The 18140-nt window shown below is 66.6% G+C and carries 18 protein-coding genes; 13 read left to right on the top strand and 5 right to left on the bottom strand.

Annotated features, from left to right (window positions below):
• The first annotated feature begins 18 nt into the window (after positions 1-18).
• The gene (locus AWB95_RS12690; protein ID WP_062538199.1) at positions 19-1431 is read left to right on the top strand and encodes an APC family permease; all 1413 of its coding nucleotides are present in this window, start codon (positions 19-21) and stop codon (positions 1429-1431) included.
• Here AWB95_RS12690 and AWB95_RS12685 read toward each other — a convergent pair.
• On the bottom strand, positions 1394-2287 hold the full coding sequence (locus AWB95_RS12685; RefSeq protein ID WP_269745699.1) for a DUF429 domain-containing protein: 894 nt from the start codon (positions 2285-2287) through the stop codon (positions 1394-1396). The genes AWB95_RS12690 and AWB95_RS12685 overlap by 38 nt on opposite strands.
• Positions 2288-2310: 23 nt before the next feature.
• Here AWB95_RS12685 and purB point away from each other — a divergent pair, with 23 nt between their 5' ends.
• The 3 genes from purB to AWB95_RS12670 are packed head-to-tail and all read left to right on the top strand — an operon-like array spanning position 2311 to position 5944.
• Positions 2311-3726 carry an adenylosuccinate lyase gene (purB, locus tag AWB95_RS12680; RefSeq protein WP_085168303.1) on the top strand — a complete coding sequence of 472 codons (1416 nt, stop codon included), beginning with the start codon at positions 2311-2313 and terminating at the stop codon, positions 3724-3726.
• Between the two features lie 5 nt (positions 3727-3731).
• Positions 3732-4955, top strand: coding sequence for a cytochrome P450 (locus AWB95_RS12675; RefSeq protein WP_062541632.1), 1224 nt, complete (start codon positions 3732-3734; stop codon positions 4953-4955).
• Positions 4952-5944: a tellurite resistance/C4-dicarboxylate transporter family protein gene (locus tag AWB95_RS12670; RefSeq protein ID WP_062541633.1), complete on the top strand. Its 993-nt coding sequence runs from the start codon at positions 4952-4954 to the stop codon at positions 5942-5944. The genes AWB95_RS12675 and AWB95_RS12670 overlap by 4 nt, the downstream gene beginning before the upstream one ends.
• Here AWB95_RS12670 and AWB95_RS12665 read toward each other — a convergent pair.
• Entirely contained in the window at positions 5912-6574 is a 663-nt protein-coding gene (locus AWB95_RS12665) for a hypothetical protein (protein ID WP_062541634.1), read from the bottom strand. The two genes, AWB95_RS12670 and AWB95_RS12665, sit on opposite strands and share 33 nt — an antisense overlap.
• Positions 6575-6681: 107 nt before the next feature.
• Here AWB95_RS12665 and AWB95_RS12660 point away from each other — a divergent pair, with 107 nt between their 5' ends.
• Both AWB95_RS12660 and AWB95_RS12655 read left to right on the top strand, forming a co-directional pair.
• Positions 6682-7575 carry a phosphoribosylaminoimidazolesuccinocarboxamide synthase gene (locus AWB95_RS12660; protein ID WP_062541635.1) on the top strand — a complete coding sequence of 298 codons (894 nt, stop codon included), beginning with the start codon at positions 6682-6684 and terminating at the stop codon, positions 7573-7575.
• Positions 7572-9710: a S9 family peptidase gene (locus tag AWB95_RS12655; protein ID WP_062541636.1), complete on the top strand. Its 2139-nt coding sequence runs from the start codon at positions 7572-7574 to the stop codon at positions 9708-9710. The genes AWB95_RS12660 and AWB95_RS12655 overlap by 4 nt, the downstream gene beginning before the upstream one ends.
• On the opposite strand, the gene AWB95_RS12650 is transcribed toward AWB95_RS12655, so the two are convergent.
• Positions 9639-10085, bottom strand: coding sequence for a DoxX family protein (locus AWB95_RS12650; RefSeq protein ID WP_062541637.1), 447 nt, complete (start codon positions 10083-10085; stop codon positions 9639-9641). The genes AWB95_RS12655 and AWB95_RS12650 overlap by 72 nt on opposite strands.
• A gap of 99 nt (positions 10086-10184) precedes the next feature.
• On the opposite strand from AWB95_RS12650, the gene AWB95_RS12645 reads away from it, so the two are divergent.
• Entirely contained in the window at positions 10185-10748 is a 564-nt protein-coding gene (locus tag AWB95_RS12645) for a TetR/AcrR family transcriptional regulator (RefSeq protein ID WP_085168302.1), read from the top strand.
• Here the strand turns inward: AWB95_RS12645 and AWB95_RS12640 are convergent, their stop codons facing one another.
• Complete coding sequence (locus AWB95_RS12640) at positions 10749-12323, bottom strand: DHA2 family efflux MFS transporter permease subunit (RefSeq protein WP_062538766.1); 1575 nt, start codon at positions 12321-12323, stop codon at positions 10749-10751. It abuts the gene before it with no gap.
• Between the two features lie 65 nt (positions 12324-12388).
• Between AWB95_RS12640 and AWB95_RS12635 the strand changes: the two genes are divergently transcribed.
• The 3 genes from AWB95_RS12635 (at position 12389) to AWB95_RS12625 (ending at position 15418) form a co-directional block, all read left to right on the top strand.
• On the top strand, positions 12389-12877 hold the full coding sequence (locus AWB95_RS12635; protein ID WP_062538760.1) for a glutathione peroxidase: 489 nt from the start codon (positions 12389-12391) through the stop codon (positions 12875-12877).
• Between the two features lie 75 nt (positions 12878-12952).
• Positions 12953-13657 (top strand): DUF2334 domain-containing protein, encoded by a 705-nt coding sequence (locus tag AWB95_RS12630; protein WP_062538761.1) that lies wholly within the window; start codon positions 12953-12955, stop codon positions 13655-13657.
• Between the two features lie 78 nt (positions 13658-13735).
• Positions 13736-15418 (top strand): FAD-binding dehydrogenase, encoded by a 1683-nt coding sequence (locus tag AWB95_RS12625; RefSeq protein ID WP_062538762.1) that lies wholly within the window; start codon positions 13736-13738, stop codon positions 15416-15418.
• A 14-nt stretch (positions 15419-15432) separates the two neighbouring features.
• Here AWB95_RS12625 and AWB95_RS12620 read toward each other — a convergent pair whose 3' ends face one another.
• Positions 15433-16071 (bottom strand): MBL fold metallo-hydrolase, encoded by a 639-nt coding sequence (locus AWB95_RS12620; RefSeq protein WP_062538763.1) that lies wholly within the window; start codon positions 16069-16071, stop codon positions 15433-15435.
• Positions 16072-16103: 32 nt separating this feature from the next.
• Between AWB95_RS12620 and AWB95_RS12615 the strand changes: the two genes are divergently transcribed.
• From AWB95_RS12615 to purQ, 3 genes are read left to right on the top strand one after another with little or no spacing between them, the layout of a single operon-like run.
• Entirely contained in the window at positions 16104-16769 is a 666-nt protein-coding gene (locus tag AWB95_RS12615; protein ID WP_238600907.1) for an ATPase, read from the top strand.
• A 54-nt stretch (positions 16770-16823) separates the two neighbouring features.
• Positions 16824-17063, top strand: a complete 240-nt coding sequence (gene purS / locus AWB95_RS12610) for a phosphoribosylformylglycinamidine synthase subunit PurS (protein WP_062538764.1) — start codon at positions 16824-16826, stop codon at positions 17061-17063.
• Positions 17060-17734 carry a phosphoribosylformylglycinamidine synthase subunit PurQ gene (purQ, locus tag AWB95_RS12605; protein WP_062538765.1) on the top strand — a complete coding sequence of 225 codons (675 nt, stop codon included), beginning with the start codon at positions 17060-17062 and terminating at the stop codon, positions 17732-17734. Before purS ends, purQ begins: the two co-directional genes overlap by 4 nt.
• The last annotated feature ends 406 nt before the right edge of the window (positions 17735-18140 follow it).

Genomic DNA, 18140 nt, shown 5'->3' with positions numbered 1-18140 from the left:
CAATTCCGGGGAGGCGCGATGGATTCGGGGGTCGTCGCGGAGCAGCCCCGGCTGCGCCGGGTGATGGGCCCGGGGCTGCTGCTGTTGTTCATCCTCGGCGACATCTTGGGCACCGGCGTATACGCGCTGATCGGCGATGTGGCCGCCGAAGTGGGGGGTGCGGCGTGGGTCGCGTTTCTGCTGGCGTTTTTGATCGCCGCGATGACTGCGTTGAGCTACCTGGAATTGGTGACCAAATACCCGCAGGCGGCCGGAGCGGCACTGTATGCCCAAAAGGCGTTCGGCAATCAGTTCGTGACGTTTCTGGTGGCGTTCGTCGTGATGTGCGCGGCCATCACGTCGGCGTCGACGGCATCGCGATTCTTCGCGGCCAACTTCGTCGTCGCATTCCACTTCGGCTGGGGCACGGTCGGGGTCACCGCGATCGCGCTGCTGTTCATGGCGGTGCTGGCCGCGGTGAACCTGCGCGGGGTCGGCGAGAGCGTCAAGCTCAACGTCGTGCTGTCCGGCATCGAGATCACCGGGTTGTGCCTGGTGATCTTCGCCGGGTTGTGGGCCTTCGTCGGCAGTCAGCACGTCGACTACTCGAGGGTGATGGCGTTCGACACCGGCGGCGACAAAAGCGTTTTCGTGGCGCTGACCACCGCGACATCGCTGGCGTTTTTCGCAATGACCGGTTTCGAGGACTCGGTCAACATGGCCGAGGAGACCAAGAACCCGGTCCGGATTTTCCCGAGGGTCCTGCTGGCCGGGTTGAGCATTGCGGCCGCGGTCTACATCGTCGTGGCGATCGTGTCGGTGACGTTGGTGCCGATCGGTGAGCTGAAGACCAGCGACACCCCGCTGCTCGACGTCGTGCGGCTCGGGGCGCCGGGCTTGCCGATCAAGGATGTGCTGCCGTTCATCTCGATGGTCGCGGTGTCCAACACCGCGCTGATCAGCATGCTGATGGCCAGCCGATTGATTTACGGAATGTCTCGCCAGCGGGTGTTGCCAACGGTGCTCGGCGCAGTGAGCCGGGCCCGGCGGGCGCCGTGGGTGGCGATCCTATTCACCACGGCGATCGCGTTCGCGGTGATCCTCTATGTCACCGCGTTCGCCAACACCGACGCGATCGAGGTGCTCGGCGGGACGACGTCGCTGCTATTGTTGGCGGTTTTCACGATGGTCAATGTCGCCGTGCTGGTGCTGCGCCGCGACTCACGGGCCGGTCGGCGTCACTTCAGGACGCCGGCCCCGCTGCCGGCCATCGGGTGTGTGGCCTCCCTGTATCTGGTCACGCCGCTATCGGGCCGGCCTTCGCAGCAATATCTGCTGGCCGGCATCTTGGTGATGAGCGGAGTGGTGCTGTCGCTGCTCACCGTCGTGCTCAAGCGCCGCCGCGACCGCGGCATCACCGACGCGGCGGCTCTGGGCGACGCTCCGGGTTGACGGACAGCTCGCGTAGCGCAGCCAACTCCAGCTGGGCCTCCTCAAGCAGTGCGGCGAGGCGGGACAGCCGCTGCTCTACTTCGTCGGGGTCGCGTTCGGGCTCTTGTGGCGCGGACCGATCGAGCGGAAGCGACGGCGTGAGTATGTACCCCGTCGCGTAGTCGCCGTAGACCGTCACGTCGTCGGGTCGGTGATGCCAAAACAGCGCGACATACGCGCACAGCACGGCGTCGACGGGATCTTCGTCCAGGTCGAGCTGTCCGGGCCGGGTCGCGGCGGCGACCCGCTTTCGCAGCTCCACCCAGGACACGTTGCGGTTGACCCGGAGCCGCGGTGTCGCCGTGTCGAGCTCCTCGATCAGCGTCATCAGCTGCAGCAGCGCCCGCTGCCGATCCCCGAACGCACCCCGCTTGTATTTCAGGGTCTTCGGTAAACCGAACAACGCAACGGTCGCCGGGTGCGGGTACACCTCGATCGCCCGTCGGGTCGCGGTCGATGCAGGGTCCATGTCGAGGCCGAGCGCGGCGACGATGCGGGCGCCACGCGGATCCTTGAATTCGGGCCGTTCGGCGAACGCCGGACGGGCTCCCGCCTCGAAGCGTCCGAAGTCGCGATTGAGGGCCGCCTCGCAGGGCCGGTACCCGGTCGGGTTCTTCACGATCAGCGGCGCGTCGATGGCGACCACACAGTCGTCTCCGACATACGGCGCCACTGCCTCCTCGATGCTCGCGTCGTCCTGCGCGGTCCCGACGTGCAGCAGCCGCCCGTCGGCGTCGACGACGGCGATACCGCTCTGGTTGATTTCTCCCCAGGCAAGGTCGACGCCGACGAAGTGCATCTGCTCAGCTTGCCGCATCTTCGACCGTAAGCTGTGACGTTGTGAGCATTCCGAATGTGCTGGCCAACCGCTACGCCAGCGCCGAGATGGTGGCGATCTGGTCACCGGAGGCCAAGGTGGTCGCCGAGCGGCGGCTGTGGCTGGCGGTGCTGAGGGCGCAGGCGCAGCTCGGTGTCGAGGTGCCGTCGTCGGTGCTTTCCGACTACGAGCGGGTGCTCGACGACGTAGACCTGGCCTCGATCGCGGCTCGCGAGCGGATGCTGCGCCACGACGTCAAGGCCCGCATCGAGGAATTCAACGCGCTGGCCGGCCACGAACACGTGCACAAGGGCATGACCAGCCGCGACCTGACCGAGAACGTCGAGCAGCTACAGGTCCGCCGCTCGCTGGAGCTGGTGTTCTCCCATGGCGTGGCGGTGGCGGCACGGCTGGCCGAGCGGGCGGTGACCTACCGGGACCTGGTGATGGCCGGGCGCAGCCACAATGTCGCCGCACAGGCCACCACGCTGGGCAAGCGGTTCGCCTCCGCGGCGCAGGAGATCCTGCTGGCGTTGACCCGGCTGCGGGAGCTGATCGACCGCTACCCGCTGCGCGGCATCAAAGGCCCGATGGGCACCGCGCAGGACATGCTCGACCTGCTCGGCGGCGACAAAGCCAAGCTGGCCGAGCTGGAACGCCTGGTCGCTGAATTCTTGGGATTCTCAACGGTTTTGACCAGCGTGGGACAGGTGTATCCGCGGTCGCTGGACCACGACGTGGTCTCGGCGCTGGTGCAGTTCGGCGCGGGCCCGTCGTCGCTGGCGCACACCATCCGGTTGATGGCCGGCCACGACCTGGTCACCGAGGGGTTCGCGCCCGGCCAGGTCGGCTCGTCGGCAATGCCGCACAAGATGAACACCCGCAGCTGCGAGCGGATCAACGGCCTGCAGGTGGTGCTGCGCGGCTACGCTTCGATGGCCGCCGAGTTGGCCGGCGCGCAGTGGAACGAGGGCGACGTGTTCTGCTCGGTGGTACGCCGAGTCGCGTTGCCGGACAGCTTCTTTGCCGTCGACGGGCAGACCGAGACGACGCTGACCGTGCTCGACGAGTTCGGCGCCTACCCGGCGGTGATCCAGCGTGAGCTCGACCGGTATCTGCCGTTCTTGGCGACCACCAAGGTGTTGATGGCCGCGGTGCGCGCCGGGATGGGCCGTGAAGCCGCCCACGAGGTGATCCGCGAGCACGCTGTGGCGGCCGCGCTGGCGATGCGCGAGGGCGCAGACCCCGATCTGCTGGACCGGCTGGCCGGCGACTCGCGGCTGCCGCTGGACCGGACCGCGCTGGACGCCGCGCTCGCCGACAAGCAGGCGTTCATCGGCGCGGCGGGCGATCAGGTGGACGCGGTGGCCGCGGCGGTGGACGCGCTGGTCGCCCGCTATCCGGACGCGGCCAAGTACACGCCGGGTGCCATCCTGTAATCGTCATGACCGTCTGCGACTTCGATCTCACCGATCTGGACAACTTCGCCGACGGATTCCCGCACGACCTGTTCGCCATCCATCGCCGCGAGGCGCCGGTGTTCTGGCACGAGCCCACCGAGCACACCCCCGACGGCGAAGGGTTCTGGTCGGTGGCCACCTACGCCGAAACCCTTGCAGTGCTTCGCGATCCGACGACGTACTCCTCGGTCACCGGCGGGCAGCGGCCGTTCGGCGGCACGCTGCTGCAGGATCTGTCCATCGCGGGCCAGGTGCTCAACATGATGGACGACCCACGGCATTCGCAAATCCGGCGGCTCGTCAGCTCCGGGCTGACGCCGCGGATGATCCGTCTGGTCGAGGACGATCTTCGGGCCCGCGCACGCCGGCTGCTGGACGCGGTGGCGCCCGGCGAACCGGTCGACTTTCTGGTCGACATCGCCGCCGAGCTGCCCATGCAGATGATCTGCATCCTGCTGGGAGTGCCGGAATCCGAACGACATTGGCTGTTCGAGGCTATCGAGCCGCAGTTCGACTTCGGCGGGTCCCGCAAGGCGTCCCTCTCGCAGCTCTCGGTCGAAGAGGCCGGGTCGCGGATGTACACCTACGGCCAGGAGTTGATCGCGTCCAAGCGCGCCCAGCCGACCGACGACATGTTGTCGGTGGTCGCCAACGCGACGCTCGACGACGCGCCGGCTTTGTCGGATCTCGAGCTGTATCTGTTCTTCAGCCTGCTGTTCAGCGCCGGCGCGGAGACGACGCGCAACGCGGTAGCCGGTGGGCTGCTGGCGTTGGCCCAACATCCGGATCAATTGCGGGTGTTGCGTGAGGATCTCGACATGCTGCCGACAGCCGTCGAGGAAATGGTGCGCTGGACATCGCCGTCGCCGTCCAAGCGGCGCACCGCCACCCGCGACGTCACACTCGGCGGGCAGTCGATCCGGACGGGACAGAAGGTGCAGATCTGGGAAGGCTCGGCCAACCGCGACGAGACAGTCTTCGACCACGCCGACGAGTTCGACATCAGTCGAAAACCCAACCCGCACTTGGGTTTCGGGCAGGGCGTGCACTACTGTCTGGGCGCCAACCTGGCCCGGCTGGAACTGCGGGTGCTGTTCGAGGAGCTGCTCTCCCGGTTCGACGGTGCGCGGGTTGTGCAGCCCGTCGAATGGACGCGCAGTAACCGGCACACCGGCATCCGGCACCTGGTCGTGGAACTGCTTGAGTGACGATTCGGCTGAGCGCTCTCACGCTGACGCCGGACGTGTTCTCGGCGGTGATGGCGACGGGGATCTTGTCGATCGCTGCACGCAACCACCATTACGGGCGGATCAGCGGCACACTGGGCATCCTCGCGTCGGTCAGCCTGCTGGTTCTCGTCGCACTCGTGGTCTTCAGCGTCGCAGCCAAACGTCGACTGGTGACCTGGGACCTGAGCGATCCCGACGTCACGCTGCGACTGTTCACGTTCGTCGCGGCATGTGCGGTGCTGGACAGCCGGCTGGCGTCGGACCCGCTGGTGGCGTGGGTGCTCGGGCTGACAGCGCTGTCTGCCTGGCTGGTCTTGATGGCACTGACCGCACGCAACATGTCGACGCGACAGTGGACGGCGTTGCGCGATCAAGCCCACGGGGCATGGGAGCTGGCCAGCGTGGGCACGTCCGGTTTGGCGATCGTCAGCAGTCAGGACGCGCGGTACACCGGTCACCACTGGTGGCTCGGGGTCGCGGTGCCCATCTGGATCGTGGCGATCGTCCTCTACGGTCTGATGACCTGGCTGATCCTGTGGCGGGCGGTCGCCGAACGGCAGGACCGCGACGGCTTCGAACCGGACACCTGGATTCTCATGGGCGCGTTGGCCATTGCCACGCTGGCTGGCGACGACGTCCATCAACTGGCGCCCGGCTGGCTGGCCGCAACCGTGCGCACCGTGACGATAGTGACCTGGGCGGCGGCCACGCTGTGGATACCGCCGCTCATCTACGTCGGGCTGCACCGGATCACCCGGCGTCCTGACGTGCTGCAACTGACCGGCGCATGGTGGACGCTGGTGTTCCCGCTGGGCATGTACTCGGTGGCCACCCACGCGATGGCCTTCGAGCTCGGTGTGCGGTCGATGCGGACCATCTCACTGGTGTTCTTCTGGAATGCGTTGGTGGCGTGGGTGATTGTGGCCGTCGGCGGGTTACTGCGATTTCGGCGCGATTCCTTGCGCTGAACGACGATTATCGCGTCGAAATCGCCGGATTCCGGCCGAGCGCAGCTCGAGGGCGGCCAGGCCACGGATGGCGGCGGGATCCTCGCGGCGCCAGGCGCCGACGGGATCGGCGTTGACCGACGAGAGTCTGCGCAGCGGCCGATTCGCCAACGCCCGCAACGCCAGCAGCTGTTCGCCGGCCGGGGTGGCCGCCAACGCCGTCACCGTCCATTTACGGCGGAAGAACCGCACCCGCAGCACCAGCCACGGCATTACCACCGCGAGAATCGGCGGCGCCGCGACCGCCCCGGCCAGCACCAGCGCCAGCCAGGTCGCCGTGGTGTCCAGGTTGTGTCCGGCGCCGGCGATATCGAGAGCCGCCTTGCTGGCCGCGGTCAGCGGCTTACTGACCGCATCGCCGACCAGCGGGATGCGATCGGCACTGTGCCCCGCCGACGCCAGGTTGCCGGCCACGCCATGCGCGCCGCCTTCGACCTGCCGGCCGACCTCGGCGATCGTCGACACCGCGCTGTGCACTGCCAGGCCGACGAGCACCCAGCCGAACGTCCATGCCGCGACGACGGCATCGCTGAAGAGTTGGGCCAGCAGTCGGCCCGGAGTAGTGGCGTAGGGCAGGAAGCGCGACTTCATAGCCCCGATCCCAGCACAGTGTGGCGCCGCAGCCGACTGAGGCGGAATGGCGGCGACCCGATGCGCCCGGCTGCGCCGCGCTTGCGATCGCCGCTTAAGCTGGCCCGATGCGTCCCGCGCTGTCCGACTACCAGCACTTGGCCAGCGGCAAGGTACGCGAGTTGTACCGCGTCGACGATGAGCACCTGCTGTTCGTCGCGACCGACCGGATTTCGGCGTTCGACTATGTCCTCGACAGCACGATCCCGGACAAGGGCCGCATCCTGACCGCAATGAGCGTGTTCTTCTTCGACTTCGTCGACGCTCCCAACCACCTGGCCGGCCCCCCGGACGACCCGCGGATCCCCGACGAGGTCCTGGGCCGCGCGCTGGTGGTGCGGCAGCTCGAGATGCTTCCGGTCGAGTGCGTGGCCCGCGGCTACCTGACCGGCTCCGGGCTGTTGGACTACCAGCGGACCGGCAAACTGTGCGGTATCCCGTTGCCGCCCGGCCTGGTCGAGGCCAGCCGGTTCCCCACTCCGCTGTTCACCCCGGCGACGAAAGCCGAACTGGGACAACATGACGAGAACATTCCGTTTGCGCGGGTGATCGAGATGGTGGGCGCGGTGCGGGCCAACCAGCTGCGCGATCGCACGCTGCAGACCTACGTGCAGGCCGCCGACCACGCGCTGAGGAGGGGAATCATCATCGCCGACACCAAATTCGAGTTCGGCCTCGACAACCACGGCAATCTAGTGCTGGCCGACGAGGTCTTCACTCCCGACTCGTCGCGGTACTGGCCCGCCGACGGCTACCGGGCCGGCGTCGTGCAGACCAGCTTCGACAAGCAGTTCGTCCGCAACTGGCTCACCAGCCCCGAGTCCGGCTGGGACCGCTCCGGATCCGAACCGCCACCGCCGCTGCCCGGCGACATCATCGACGCCACCCGGGCCCGCTACATCGAGGCCTACGAACGGATTTCCGGACTGCGGTTCGGCGACTGGATCGGGCCCGGGGCGTGACGCCCACGCCGCCCGTCGCCAAGCGGGTCGATACCCGGCGCGAATTCCATGGCGACGTGTTCGTCGACCCTTACGAATGGCTGCGGGACAAATCCGACCCCGAGGTGATCGCCTACCTGGAGGCCGAGAACGACTACGCCGAGCAGACCACTGCGAAATTGGAGCCGTTGCGGCAGCGGATTTTCGACGAGATCAAGGCGCGTACCAAAGAAACCGACCTGTCGGTGCCCACCCGGCGGGGTGAATGGTGGTACTACGCACGCAGTTTCGAAGGAAAGCAGTACGGCGTCCAATGCCGTTGCCCGGTAGCCGATCCGGACGACTGGTCGCCGCCCACACTGGACGAGCACACCGAGATCCCGGGCGAACAAGTGCTGCTCGACGAGAACGTCGAAGCCGAGGGTCACGACTTCTTCTCGCTGGGCGCGGCCAGCGTCAGTCCGGACGGCAACGTGCTGGCCTATTCGGTCGACGTCGTCGGCGACGAACGGTACACCTTGCGGTTCAAGGACTTACGGACTGGGGAGCGGTATCCCGACGAGATCGTCGGCATCGGCGCGGGAGCAACGTGGGCGACGGACAACCGTACCGTGTACTACGTGACGCTGGACGCGGCCTGGCGTCCCGATACGGTGTGGCGACACCGGCTGGGCTCGGGGCTACCCGCGGAAAAGGTCTACCACGAGCCCGACGAACGGTTCTGGCTGGCGCTGGGCCGCACGCGGAGCGACGCGTACATGCTGATCGCGTCCGGATCGGCGATCACTTCCGAGGTGCGCTACGCCGACGCCGCCGATCCGCAGGCTGAGTTCACCGTGGTGTGGCCGCGCCGCGATGGCGTCGAATACTCGGTGGAGCATGCGATTGTCGGCGGCCAGGACCGGTTTTTGATCCTGCACAACGACAATGCGGTGAACTTCACCCTGGTAGAGGCGCCGGTCGGCGACCCGACAACCCAGCGCACGCTGATCGAGCACCGCGACGATGTCCGGCTCGACGCCGTCGACGCCTTCCGGCGCCATCTGGTGGTCAGCTACCGGCGCGAGGCGCTGCCGCGGATTCAGTTGTGGCCAATCGCGGATGATTACGGTGAGCCTGAAGAGATTTCATTCCAGTCCGAACTGATGTCGAGCGGGCTGGGCGCCAACCCAACCTGGGATTCACCCAAACTGCGGATCGGCGCCGGGTCGTTCGTCACCCCGGTCCAGATTTACGACATGGACCTTGCCAGCGGTGAGCGCACCTTGCTGCGCGAAGAGCCGGTAATCGGCGACTACCGCCGCGAGGACTACGTCGAGCGGCGCGACTGGGCGTACGCCGAGGACGGCACCCGGATCCCGGTGTCGATCGTGTACCGAGACGGCATCGAATTCCCGGCGGCGACAGCGCTTTACGGCTACGGCGCGTACGAGATCTGTGAAGACCCGCGATTCTCCATCGCTCGTTTGTCGCTGCTGGACCGCGGCATGGTGTTCGCCATCGCCCATGTCCGCGGCGGCGGCGAGATGGGCCGGCTGTGGTACGAGCAAGGCAAGCTGCTGAACAAGAAGAACACGTTCACCGACTTCGTCGCGGTGGCAAGGCATTTGGTGGACTCCGGACTGACCCGGCCGGAGAAGTTGGTGGCGCTGGGCGGCAGCGCGGGCGGGCTGCTGATGGGGGCCGTCGCCAACCTGGCCCCGGAACTGTTCGCCGGCATCTGGGCACAGGTGCCCTTCGTCGACCCGCTGACCACCATCTTGGACCCGTCGCTGCCGCTGACCGTCACCGAGTGGGACGAGTGGGGAAACCCCTTGCAGGACAAGGACGTGTACTACTACATGAAGTCCTACTCGCCGTACGAGAACGTCGCCCCCAGGAACTATCCACCGATCTTCGCGATGACGTCGCTCAACGACACCAGGGTCTACTATGTGGAGCCGGCGAAATGGGTTGCGGCACTTCGGCACACCAAGCCCGACGGGAATCAGGTGCTGCTGAAAACCCAGATGAGTGCTGGCCACGGCGGTATCAGCGGCCGCTACGAGCGCTGGAAAGAGACCGCCTACCAGTACGCGTGGCTGCTAGCGGCTGCTGACAATGACCACTATGGCAGCGGCCAAGTAGACGACCTCTTCAGCGGTGCGCAAGGGTAGCCGCGTCGTCATCGACTTGGGCGGGTTGGGCATCCGGGCGGCGTTCACGTTGGCCGGGAACATCAACAGCATCAGCAGCAGCAGGCAAATGGCGGCCGCCGGCCGGGTGGGCGGCAGCAATAGGCCGGCAGCGCCGAGGAACTCCAGCAGGCCGGTGACGGTGACCAACAGGCCGGGCGCCGGCAGACGTGGCGGCACGATCGCGATCAGGTCGCGGCGCAAGGGCGGCGCAAAATGCGCCACGCCGGTCAGGATGAACATCGCCGCCAACCCGACGGCAATGGCTTTGGGCCAGTTGCCGACATAGTCGACCCCGAGCCAGCCGACGATGCGGGCGGCGATGCTGCCCACCAGCAGAGTGATCAGCGGAGCCACGGTCGGGCCTCCTATCTAGACACTGACAAGTTGATTGATTGATGCGAGCATATGCCCGACGTCTAGCCACTGTCAAGATTCCGGCTTAGACTATTCGCTGTGGCCCGGTCCACCTATCACCACGGCGATCTGCGAGCGGCGATCCTGACCGAGGCCGCGCGCCAGGTCGCCGAGCGGGGCGCCGACCGGGTCTCGCTCCGCGAACTGGCGCGCGGGGCCGGGGTGTCGCATGCTGCCCCGGCGCACCACTTCACCGATCGACGCGGGCTGTTCACCGCGCTGGCCGCCGAGGGGTTCCGGCGGTTGGCTGCCGTGCTGGCCGAGGCCAGGCCCCGCTTCATTGACGCGGCACTGGCCTACGTACGGTTCGCCATCGAGCACCCGGGCCACTACGAGGTGATGTTCGACAAGTCGCTGCTGAATACCTCGGACGCCGAGCTTTCCGCGGCCGAAGCCGCCGCCGGTGCGGAGTTATCAAGGGGTGTAGCGACTTTGCGCGATCCCAACGCGCAGGCTGATCCGGGCGGTGCCGAGCTGGCGGCATGGTCACTGGTGCACGGGTTTTCGACCCTGTGGCTCAACGATGCGGTCGATTCCCGGGTAAAGGCGACCGATCCGATGCGAACAGTCGAACGGATCGCCAGGATGCTCTTCGAGGCCTGATCAGGGGGCCAGCAACGGCGGTTGGTTCGAGACCGGGGCCACCGTCCTCTTCGGTAGAAAAGCCGCGGGAATGTACGTCAACACCAATAGGACGAGCGCCGCCACGAACACTGCGGTGTAGGCGTGTGACAAATCGTGCAGCACGTTGCTCATGAAATCGGGCGCAAGGGCACGACGAGGTATCGCCGCGGGATTGGGCGTCACACCGTTGCGCGCTGCTTCCTGCTTGAGAATCGCGAGTTTGTCAGCGGCGGAAATGTCTTTGCTGCGGTTGAACTGGCCGGTCAGGATCACCGACATCAACGCGATGCTGATGGAGTTCGCCACTTGGAGATTGACGTGGATCAGCGCCGAACCGCGCGCAACCTGATGCGGTGCCAGCGACTGCACCGACGCCGCTATCAGCGGCATCGCAATGCAACCCAGGCCCATGCCCATCAACACCAGCCCCACCAGCAGGAGCGGCAGATAGTTGACCTGCGTCGAGACACCATAGGCGAACGTGGCCATGCCCGCACCGATCAGCGTGATGCCCACCAGAACGATCTTGTCGGGGCCGCGCCTGTCCAGTAGCCATCCGGCAATCGGCATGGTCAGCAGCGCGCCGACCCGCTCGGGCATCATGTGCACCCCGGATTGCAGTGGTGTTTGGTTGAGCAACTGCTGGAAACAGCTCGGGATGAGCAGCACAGCGCCGAAAAACGCCGCGGAGAAAAGCAGCATCGCCGAGTTGGCGGCGGTGACTTCCCGGTTTTTGAACAGCCGCAAGTCGATCAGCGGGTGATCGGTGCGGTACAACGCGTGCCACACGAACCCGCTGACCAGCACCACGCCAACAACTGCCGGTATCCAGACGTGCCGGTCGGTAACTGTCCCGCGACCGGGGATGGACGACACCCCGTACAGCAGGGCTGCCAGCCCGGGCGACAGCAGCAGCATGCCGACGAGGTCGAACGGCTCGGACGACGTCGCCCGATCCGGCGGGAAAATGACCGCCGCCAAGACGAAGGCCGCGATGCCGATCGGCAGGTTGATGCCGAAGATCCACTCCCAGCCGTAGGCGTCGATCAGCCAGCCGCCCAGGACCGGTCCGGCAATCGGGCCGAGCAGCATCGGGATGCCCAGCACTGCCATCAAACGGCCGATCCGCTTCGGACCCGCTTCGCGCGTCAAGATCGTGACGGCCAACGGCATCAGCATGCCGCCACCGATGCCCTGCACCACGCGAAACGCGATGAGCAGGCTGATGTTTGGCGCCGTCGCGCATAGCACCGAGCCGGCCGTGAAGGCCAGCACCGAGGCCATGAACAACCGCTTGGTGCCGAACCGGTCGGCGGCCCAGCCGGCCAGCGGGATCACGGTGGCCAACGCGAGTGTGTAGCCGGTCATCGTCCAGGCGACGACCGCCTGGGTGGAGTGAAATTCGGCGACAAAGGTGCGCTGAGCGACGGCGACGACCGTGGAGTCCATGATCGCCATCAGCACGGCCAGGGCGCAGACGCCGGCTATCCGGAGCAGGCGCGCGTCGAGCTTGTCCGAATAGCCCAGTTTCAGGCTGGCGGCAGATGGCGGCACGGGCACCAGCGTACGACTAGCTAGGTGATCAAGCTACTTTGCGGCCGCTCGCGTAGGCTCCCGGTATGACTCTCACCGACATCCCGCTGACCACTCTCGACGGCAGCCCGACGTCGCTGGCCGATTACGCCGACCGCGCGGTGCTGCTGGTGAATGTCGCGTCGAAATGTGGCCTGACGCCCCAATACAGCGCGCTGCAACAGCTGGCGCAGAACTATGCCGAGCGGGGGCTGGCCGTGATCGGGGTGCCATGCAACCAGTTCATGGGTCAAGAGCCCGGCACTGCCGAGGAAATTCAGACGTTTTGCTCCACCACCTACGGTGTGACGTTTCCGCTGCTGGCGAAAACCGAGGTCAATGGGCCGGGCCGGCATCCGCTCTACGCCGAACTGACAAAAACGCCCGACCCCGGCGGCGAGGCCGGGGACGTGCAGTGGAACTTCGAGAAGTTCCTGATCGCCCCGGGCGGCGCCGTGGTCAACCGGTTCCGGCCGCGGACGGAGCCCGACGCACCGGAAGTGATCTCCGCCATTGAAGCCGTGCTGCCGAGTTAGCTGAGACCACGGATCGACGTCCGCTATCCGCATAGATTTCACCGTCTGTAAACCTGGCACCGGCACACTAGTGGTGTGTCTGGAAAGCTGATCGTCTCGGTTTCCGGGATCGGCGAGCGAACGTTGGCCGACGTCGAAGCGTTCTGCGCGGAGATGGACGCCCGGCAGGTGCCGGTCTCGTTGCTGGTGGCTCCGCGCCTCAAGGGCGGTTACCGGCTCGACCGTGACGCGGAAACGGTGGAGTGGTTGACCGCTCGGCGTGCCGGCGGTGACGCGATTCTGTTGCACGGCTACGACGAGGCGGCCACCAAAAAGCGCCGCGGCGAGTTCGCGACGCTGCCGGCCCACGAAGCCAACCTGCGGCTGATGGCGGCTGATCGGGTGCTCGAGCACCTCGGACTGCGCACCCGGCTGTTCGCCGCGCCGGGGTGGACGGTGTCGCCCGGAGCAGTGACTGCGTTGCCCCGCAACGGCTTTCGCCTGCTAGCCGATCTGCACGGCATCACCGACCTGGTCCGGCACACCACCGTGCGTGCCCGGGTGCTCGGGATCGGAGAAGGATTCCTCGCCGAGCCGTGGTGGTGCCGGATGCTGGTGCTGTCGGCCGAGCGCATCGCCCGCCGCGACGGGATAGTGCGGGTGGCGGTCGCTGCCCGCCAACTGCGCAAGCCGGGTCCGCTGCAGGCGATGCTGGATGCCGTGGACCTCGCGTTGCTGCACCGCTGCGAGCCGACGGTGTATCGGTGGCAGGCGGATCGGGCACTGCCTGACGCAGCTTAGGCGATCGCAAGGCGGGCGCTGGGGTCGCCGGCGCAGCCTGATCACTAGTCTTTAGCGTCATGAGCCGCGCCGACGACGATGAGGCCGGCGCAGCCGGGATCGAGGAGTGGCGCAATGACTGACGCTGACGTCATCGTTGTCGGAGCGGGGTTGGCCGGGCTGGTGGCCGCGTGCGAGGTGGTCGACCGCGGCATGCGGGTGCTGATCCTCGACCAGGAGAACAGCGCCAACCTGGGTGGGCAGGCATTCTGGTCGTTCGGCGGCCTGTTCTTCGTCGACAGCCCCGAACAACGCCGACTCGGTGTGCGCGACAGCCACGAACTGGCGCTGCAGGATTGGCTCGGCACTGCCGGGTTCGACAGGCCCGAAGACTACTGGCCGAGGCAATGGGCGCACGCCTACGTCGATTTCGCGGCCGGCGAGAAGCGCAGCTGGCTGCGTGCCCGCGGCCTGCAGGTTTTTCCGCTGGTGGGGTGGGCCGAGCGCGGGGGATATGACGCTCGCGGGCACGGCAACTCGGTGCCGCGTTTCCACATCACCTGGGGTACCGGTCCGGCGCTGGTCGAGATCTTTGCGCGCCGGCTGCGCGACCGCTCGACCGTGCGGTTCGCGCATCGCCACCAAGTCGACGAGCTGATTGTCGACAACGGCGCGGTGATCGGGGTGCGGGGCAGCGTCCTGGAGCCCTCTTCCGAACCGCGCGGTGTGCCGTCGTCGCGGAAAGTGGTGTCGCAGTTCGAGTTCCGCGCCTCAGCGGTGATTGTCACCAGTGGTGGTATCGGCGGCAACCACGACATGGTGCGGGCGAACTGGCCGAAGCGGATGGGCCGGGTTCCCGAGCAGCTGGTGAGCGGGGTGCCGGCCCACGTGGACGGGCGGATGATCGGCATCTCCGAGAAGGCCGGCGCACGCGTGATCAACCGCGACCGGATGTGGCATTACACCGAAGGCATCACCAACTACGACCCGATTTGGCCGCTGCACGGCATCCGGATCATCCCCGGCCCGTCGTCGCTGTGGCTGGACGCCAAGGGCAAGCGTTTGCCGGCGCCGTTGTATCCGGGCTTCGACACCCTGGGCACGCTGGAGCACATCGCACAGTCCGGCTACGACTACACCTGGTTTATCTTGAACGCCAAGATCATTGAGAAGGAATTCGCGCTGTCGGGTCAGGAGCAGAACCCGGATCTGACCGGGCGCAGCGTGCGCGAACTGCTGCGCAACCGGGCCAGCTCGGGCCCGCCCGGCCCGGTGCAGGCCTTCGTCGATCGGGGCGTGGACTTCGTCAGCGCGAACTCGTTGCGGGACTTGGTGTCTGCGATGAACAAGCTGCCCGACGTGCTGCCGCTCGACTACGCCACGGTAGCCGAGGAGGTCACCGCGCGAGACCGCGAGGTGGCCAACCGGTTCAGCAAGGACAGCCAGATCACGGCGATCCGCGCCGCCCGCACCTACCTGGGCGACCGGTTGGGGCGGGTGGTGGCTCCGCACCGCTTGACCGATCCGAAGGCCGGGCCGCTGATTGCGGTCAAGCTGCACATCCTGACCCGAAAGACGTTGGGCGGCTTGGAAACCGACCTTGACTCGCGGGTGCTCAAAGCCGACGGCACTCCGTTCGACGGGCTGTACGCCGCCGGCGAGGTGGCCGGTTTCGGCGGCGGTGGCGTGCACGGCTACCGGGCGCTGGAGGGCACGTTTTTGGGCGGGTGCATCTTCTCGGGTCGCGCCGCGGGGCGCGGCGCCGCGGGCGACATCGCCTAGGTTCTGCTCGCGCGCTAGAAGGTGACCGAGCTTTCTTCGGGTAGCACCTGGAAATCGGTGTCCGTCATTTCGCTGAGCCGGCCGTAGAAGATGCCGCGCGCGTCGGGCGCGATGATGCCCTGGTGGATGGGCACCGCGCGGGCAGGCGCGACGGCGCGTAGATAGTCCACCGCCTCGGAGATCTTCATCCACGGCGCGGCCGCCGGGGTCGCCAGGACGTCCACCGGCTCGTCGGGAACGAAGAGCGCGTCGCCGGGATGCATGAACCGCGCGGGGTGGTCGCCGTCACCCACGAGATACGAGATGTTGTCAATAACCGGGATTTCGGGGTGGATGACCGCGTGCCGGCCGCCGACGGCGCGGATAGTCAGTTCGCCGACAGACAACTCGTCGCCGACATTGACCACCTTGCAGGGCTCGCCGAGTTGGGCGGCAGTTTGCGGGTCTGCATACAGCTCGGCGTCCGGGTTGGCTTCACACAGCGCGGGCAGGCGTGCGGTGTCCACGTGGTCGGGGTGCTGGTGCGTGATCACAATCGCCGAAAGCCCGGTGATTCCCTCAAAACCGTGCGAGAAATTGCCCGGGTCGAATAACACAGTGGTATGGCCGAAGTCGGCAAGCAGACAGGAATGGCCGAAATGCGTGAGTTCCATGTCTACGATTGTGCGCTCAGGGGGTCGGCGCTGTGCGGGTGATCCTGGCGACGATGCTGCTCGCAGGTGGGTTGGTGGTCGCGCCGCTGTCACTCGCGCACGCCGACGCCGAGACGTGTCCGCCGGTGTGCGACAAGATCCCGGACAGCGCATGGGTTGGTGCGCGGGCGATCCCGCTGAACTCGACGTACCGCTGGCCGTCGCTTGCCGGCATCGCGGTATCGGTGACCGGGACGACGCCACGGTTCCGGTTCGAAGAGTTGTGTGCCACTCCGGAGTTCCCGCAGGACACTCGTCAGTCCGCCGTCGCCAGCCGGGCAACGGTCGTCAATCCGCCAGGACAGTGGCAGCTGCAGGCCCAGGTACTGCACTGGCGAGGTGACACTGCGCGCGGCGGCCAGAACGCCTCGTCGGTGTTCAACATCGCCGCGGTCGCGTTGCGCGGTTGTCAGCTGGGGTCGCCCGCACAGTCGCCGTCGGTCGCCGCCGATGGCGCCAACCGGCTGGCGGTGGTGATCAGCGGGCCCGTGATCATGCACACCTACCTGGTCGCGCAGCCACAGAGCAGCACGATCAGCGAACTGACCCTGTGGTCGTCGGCGCCGCCGCAGGTGCCGTGGTCGGTGATGTCCGACGACCAGGTCCTGGACGCGATGACCGGCGCGATATGCGACGCCTACATCGCCTCCTGCCCCTGATCCCGGGCACCGGTAGAGTTGGCGCCGAGCAAACAGATTTGAGGAGGAGCGCCGGTGGCGCGGGTGGTTGTACACGTGATGCCCAAGGCCGAGATTCTCGACCCGCAGGGCCAGGCGATCGTCGGCGCGTTGGGACGGCTCGGGCACAGCGGAATCTCAGATGTGCGCCAGGGCAAGCGATTTGAGCTTGAGGTCGACGACAGCGTCGACGATTCCGAGCTTGCCCAGATTGCCGAATCGCTGTTGGCCAACACGGTGATCGAGGACTGGACCGTGAGCCGGGAAGCGACGTGACGGCGCGCATCGGGGTCATCACCTTTCCCGGGTCGCTCGACGACGTCGACGCAGCGCGGGCGGTCCGGTTCGTGGGCGCCGACGTGGTCAACCTATGGCACGCCGACGCCGACCTCAAGAGCGTCGACGCGGTCGTGGTGCCGGGCGGGTTCTCCTACGGCGACTATCTGCGGGCTGGCGCCATCGCCCGGTTCGCGCCGGTGATGGGCGAAGTCGTGACAGCTGCTGCGCGTGGACTGCCAGTCCTAGGGATTTGCAACGGGTTTCAGGTCCTCTGCGAAGCTGGCCTGTTGCCAGGCGCGCTAACTCGCAATGCCGGCTTGCATTTCGTCTGCCGCGATGTGTGGTTGCGGGTGGAGTCGACGACAACGGCATGGACCTCGCGTTTCGCGCCGAACGCCGACCTGCTGGTGCCGCTGAAATCGGGTGAGGGCCGCTACGTGGCGTCGGAGAAGGTGCTCGACGAGCTGGAAGGCGAAGGGCGAGTGGTGTTTCGCTACCACGACAACATCAACGGCTCGCTGCGCAATATCGCCGGAGTCAGTTCAACCAATGGTCGGGTTGTCGGGCTGATGCCACACCCCGAGCATGCAATCGAAGCATTGACCGGGCCGTCTGACGACGGGCTGGGCCTGTTCTACTCTGCGCTGGATTCCGTTCTGTCTGTTTAGTTCGCCGGTGCCATGGACGAGCCGGCCCATTTGCAGCAATTTCGGATTGCCCTTGAGCTGGAACGGCTTGGACATCAGCGCGGCGCGCCATTCTGAGTGCCGCTACATGCACGGTACGGACGCGCGACCCCAACTGCGCACGGATATCTAGATTTTGCCGGTGGTCGACTTCGCGCACCGCCTCGAATCTCAATCGAACAAGGTTGAATTCATCGCCGTGCATCGATCACCGTCGGGTCCGGCGGCACTGAAATTTGTGACCAGACGCGCAGTTTGGGGGTGTTATCGTCATTGCGTTATACAGCATTAGTTGGAGAATCCGGAGGCTTAGTGGTCTGGGTCGGAATTTCGGTGACGTATTTGCGTGTGGCGTTTAGGCGGCTGGCGTCAGCTGAGCGTTCTCGTG

The sequence above is a fragment of the Mycobacterium celatum genome (assembly GCF_002101595.1).
Lineage (GTDB): Bacteria > Actinomycetota > Actinomycetes > Mycobacteriales > Mycobacteriaceae > Mycobacterium > Mycobacterium celatum.
This window is presented reverse-complemented; position numbering and strand designations above follow the sequence as displayed.

Bases quoted from the DNA above. Each gene is read 5' to 3' on its own strand.
- AWB95_RS12690 (WP_062538199.1), top strand. From the start codon at position 19: ATGGATTCGGGGGTCGTCGCGGAGCAGCCCCGGCTGCGCCGGGTGATG.
- AWB95_RS12685 (WP_269745699.1), bottom strand. From the start codon at position 2,287: ATGCGGCAAGCTGAGCAGATGCACTTCGTCGGCGTCGACCTTGCCTGG.
- AWB95_RS12675 (WP_062541632.1), top strand. From the start codon at position 3,732: ATGACCGTCTGCGACTTCGATCTCACCGATCTGGACAACTTCGCCGAC.
- AWB95_RS12665 (WP_062541634.1), bottom strand. From the start codon at position 6,574: ATGAAGTCGCGCTTCCTGCCCTACGCCACTACTCCGGGCCGACTGCTG.
- AWB95_RS12660 (WP_062541635.1), top strand. From the start codon at position 6,682: ATGCGTCCCGCGCTGTCCGACTACCAGCACTTGGCCAGCGGCAAGGTA.
- AWB95_RS12635 (WP_062538760.1), top strand. From the start codon at position 12,389: ATGACTCTCACCGACATCCCGCTGACCACTCTCGACGGCAGCCCGACG.
- AWB95_RS12625 (WP_062538762.1), top strand. From the start codon at position 13,736: ATGAGGCCGGCGCAGCCGGGATCGAGGAGTGGCGCAATGACTGACGCT.
- AWB95_RS12620 (WP_062538763.1), bottom strand. From the start codon at position 16,071: ATGGAACTCACGCATTTCGGCCATTCCTGTCTGCTTGCCGACTTCGGC.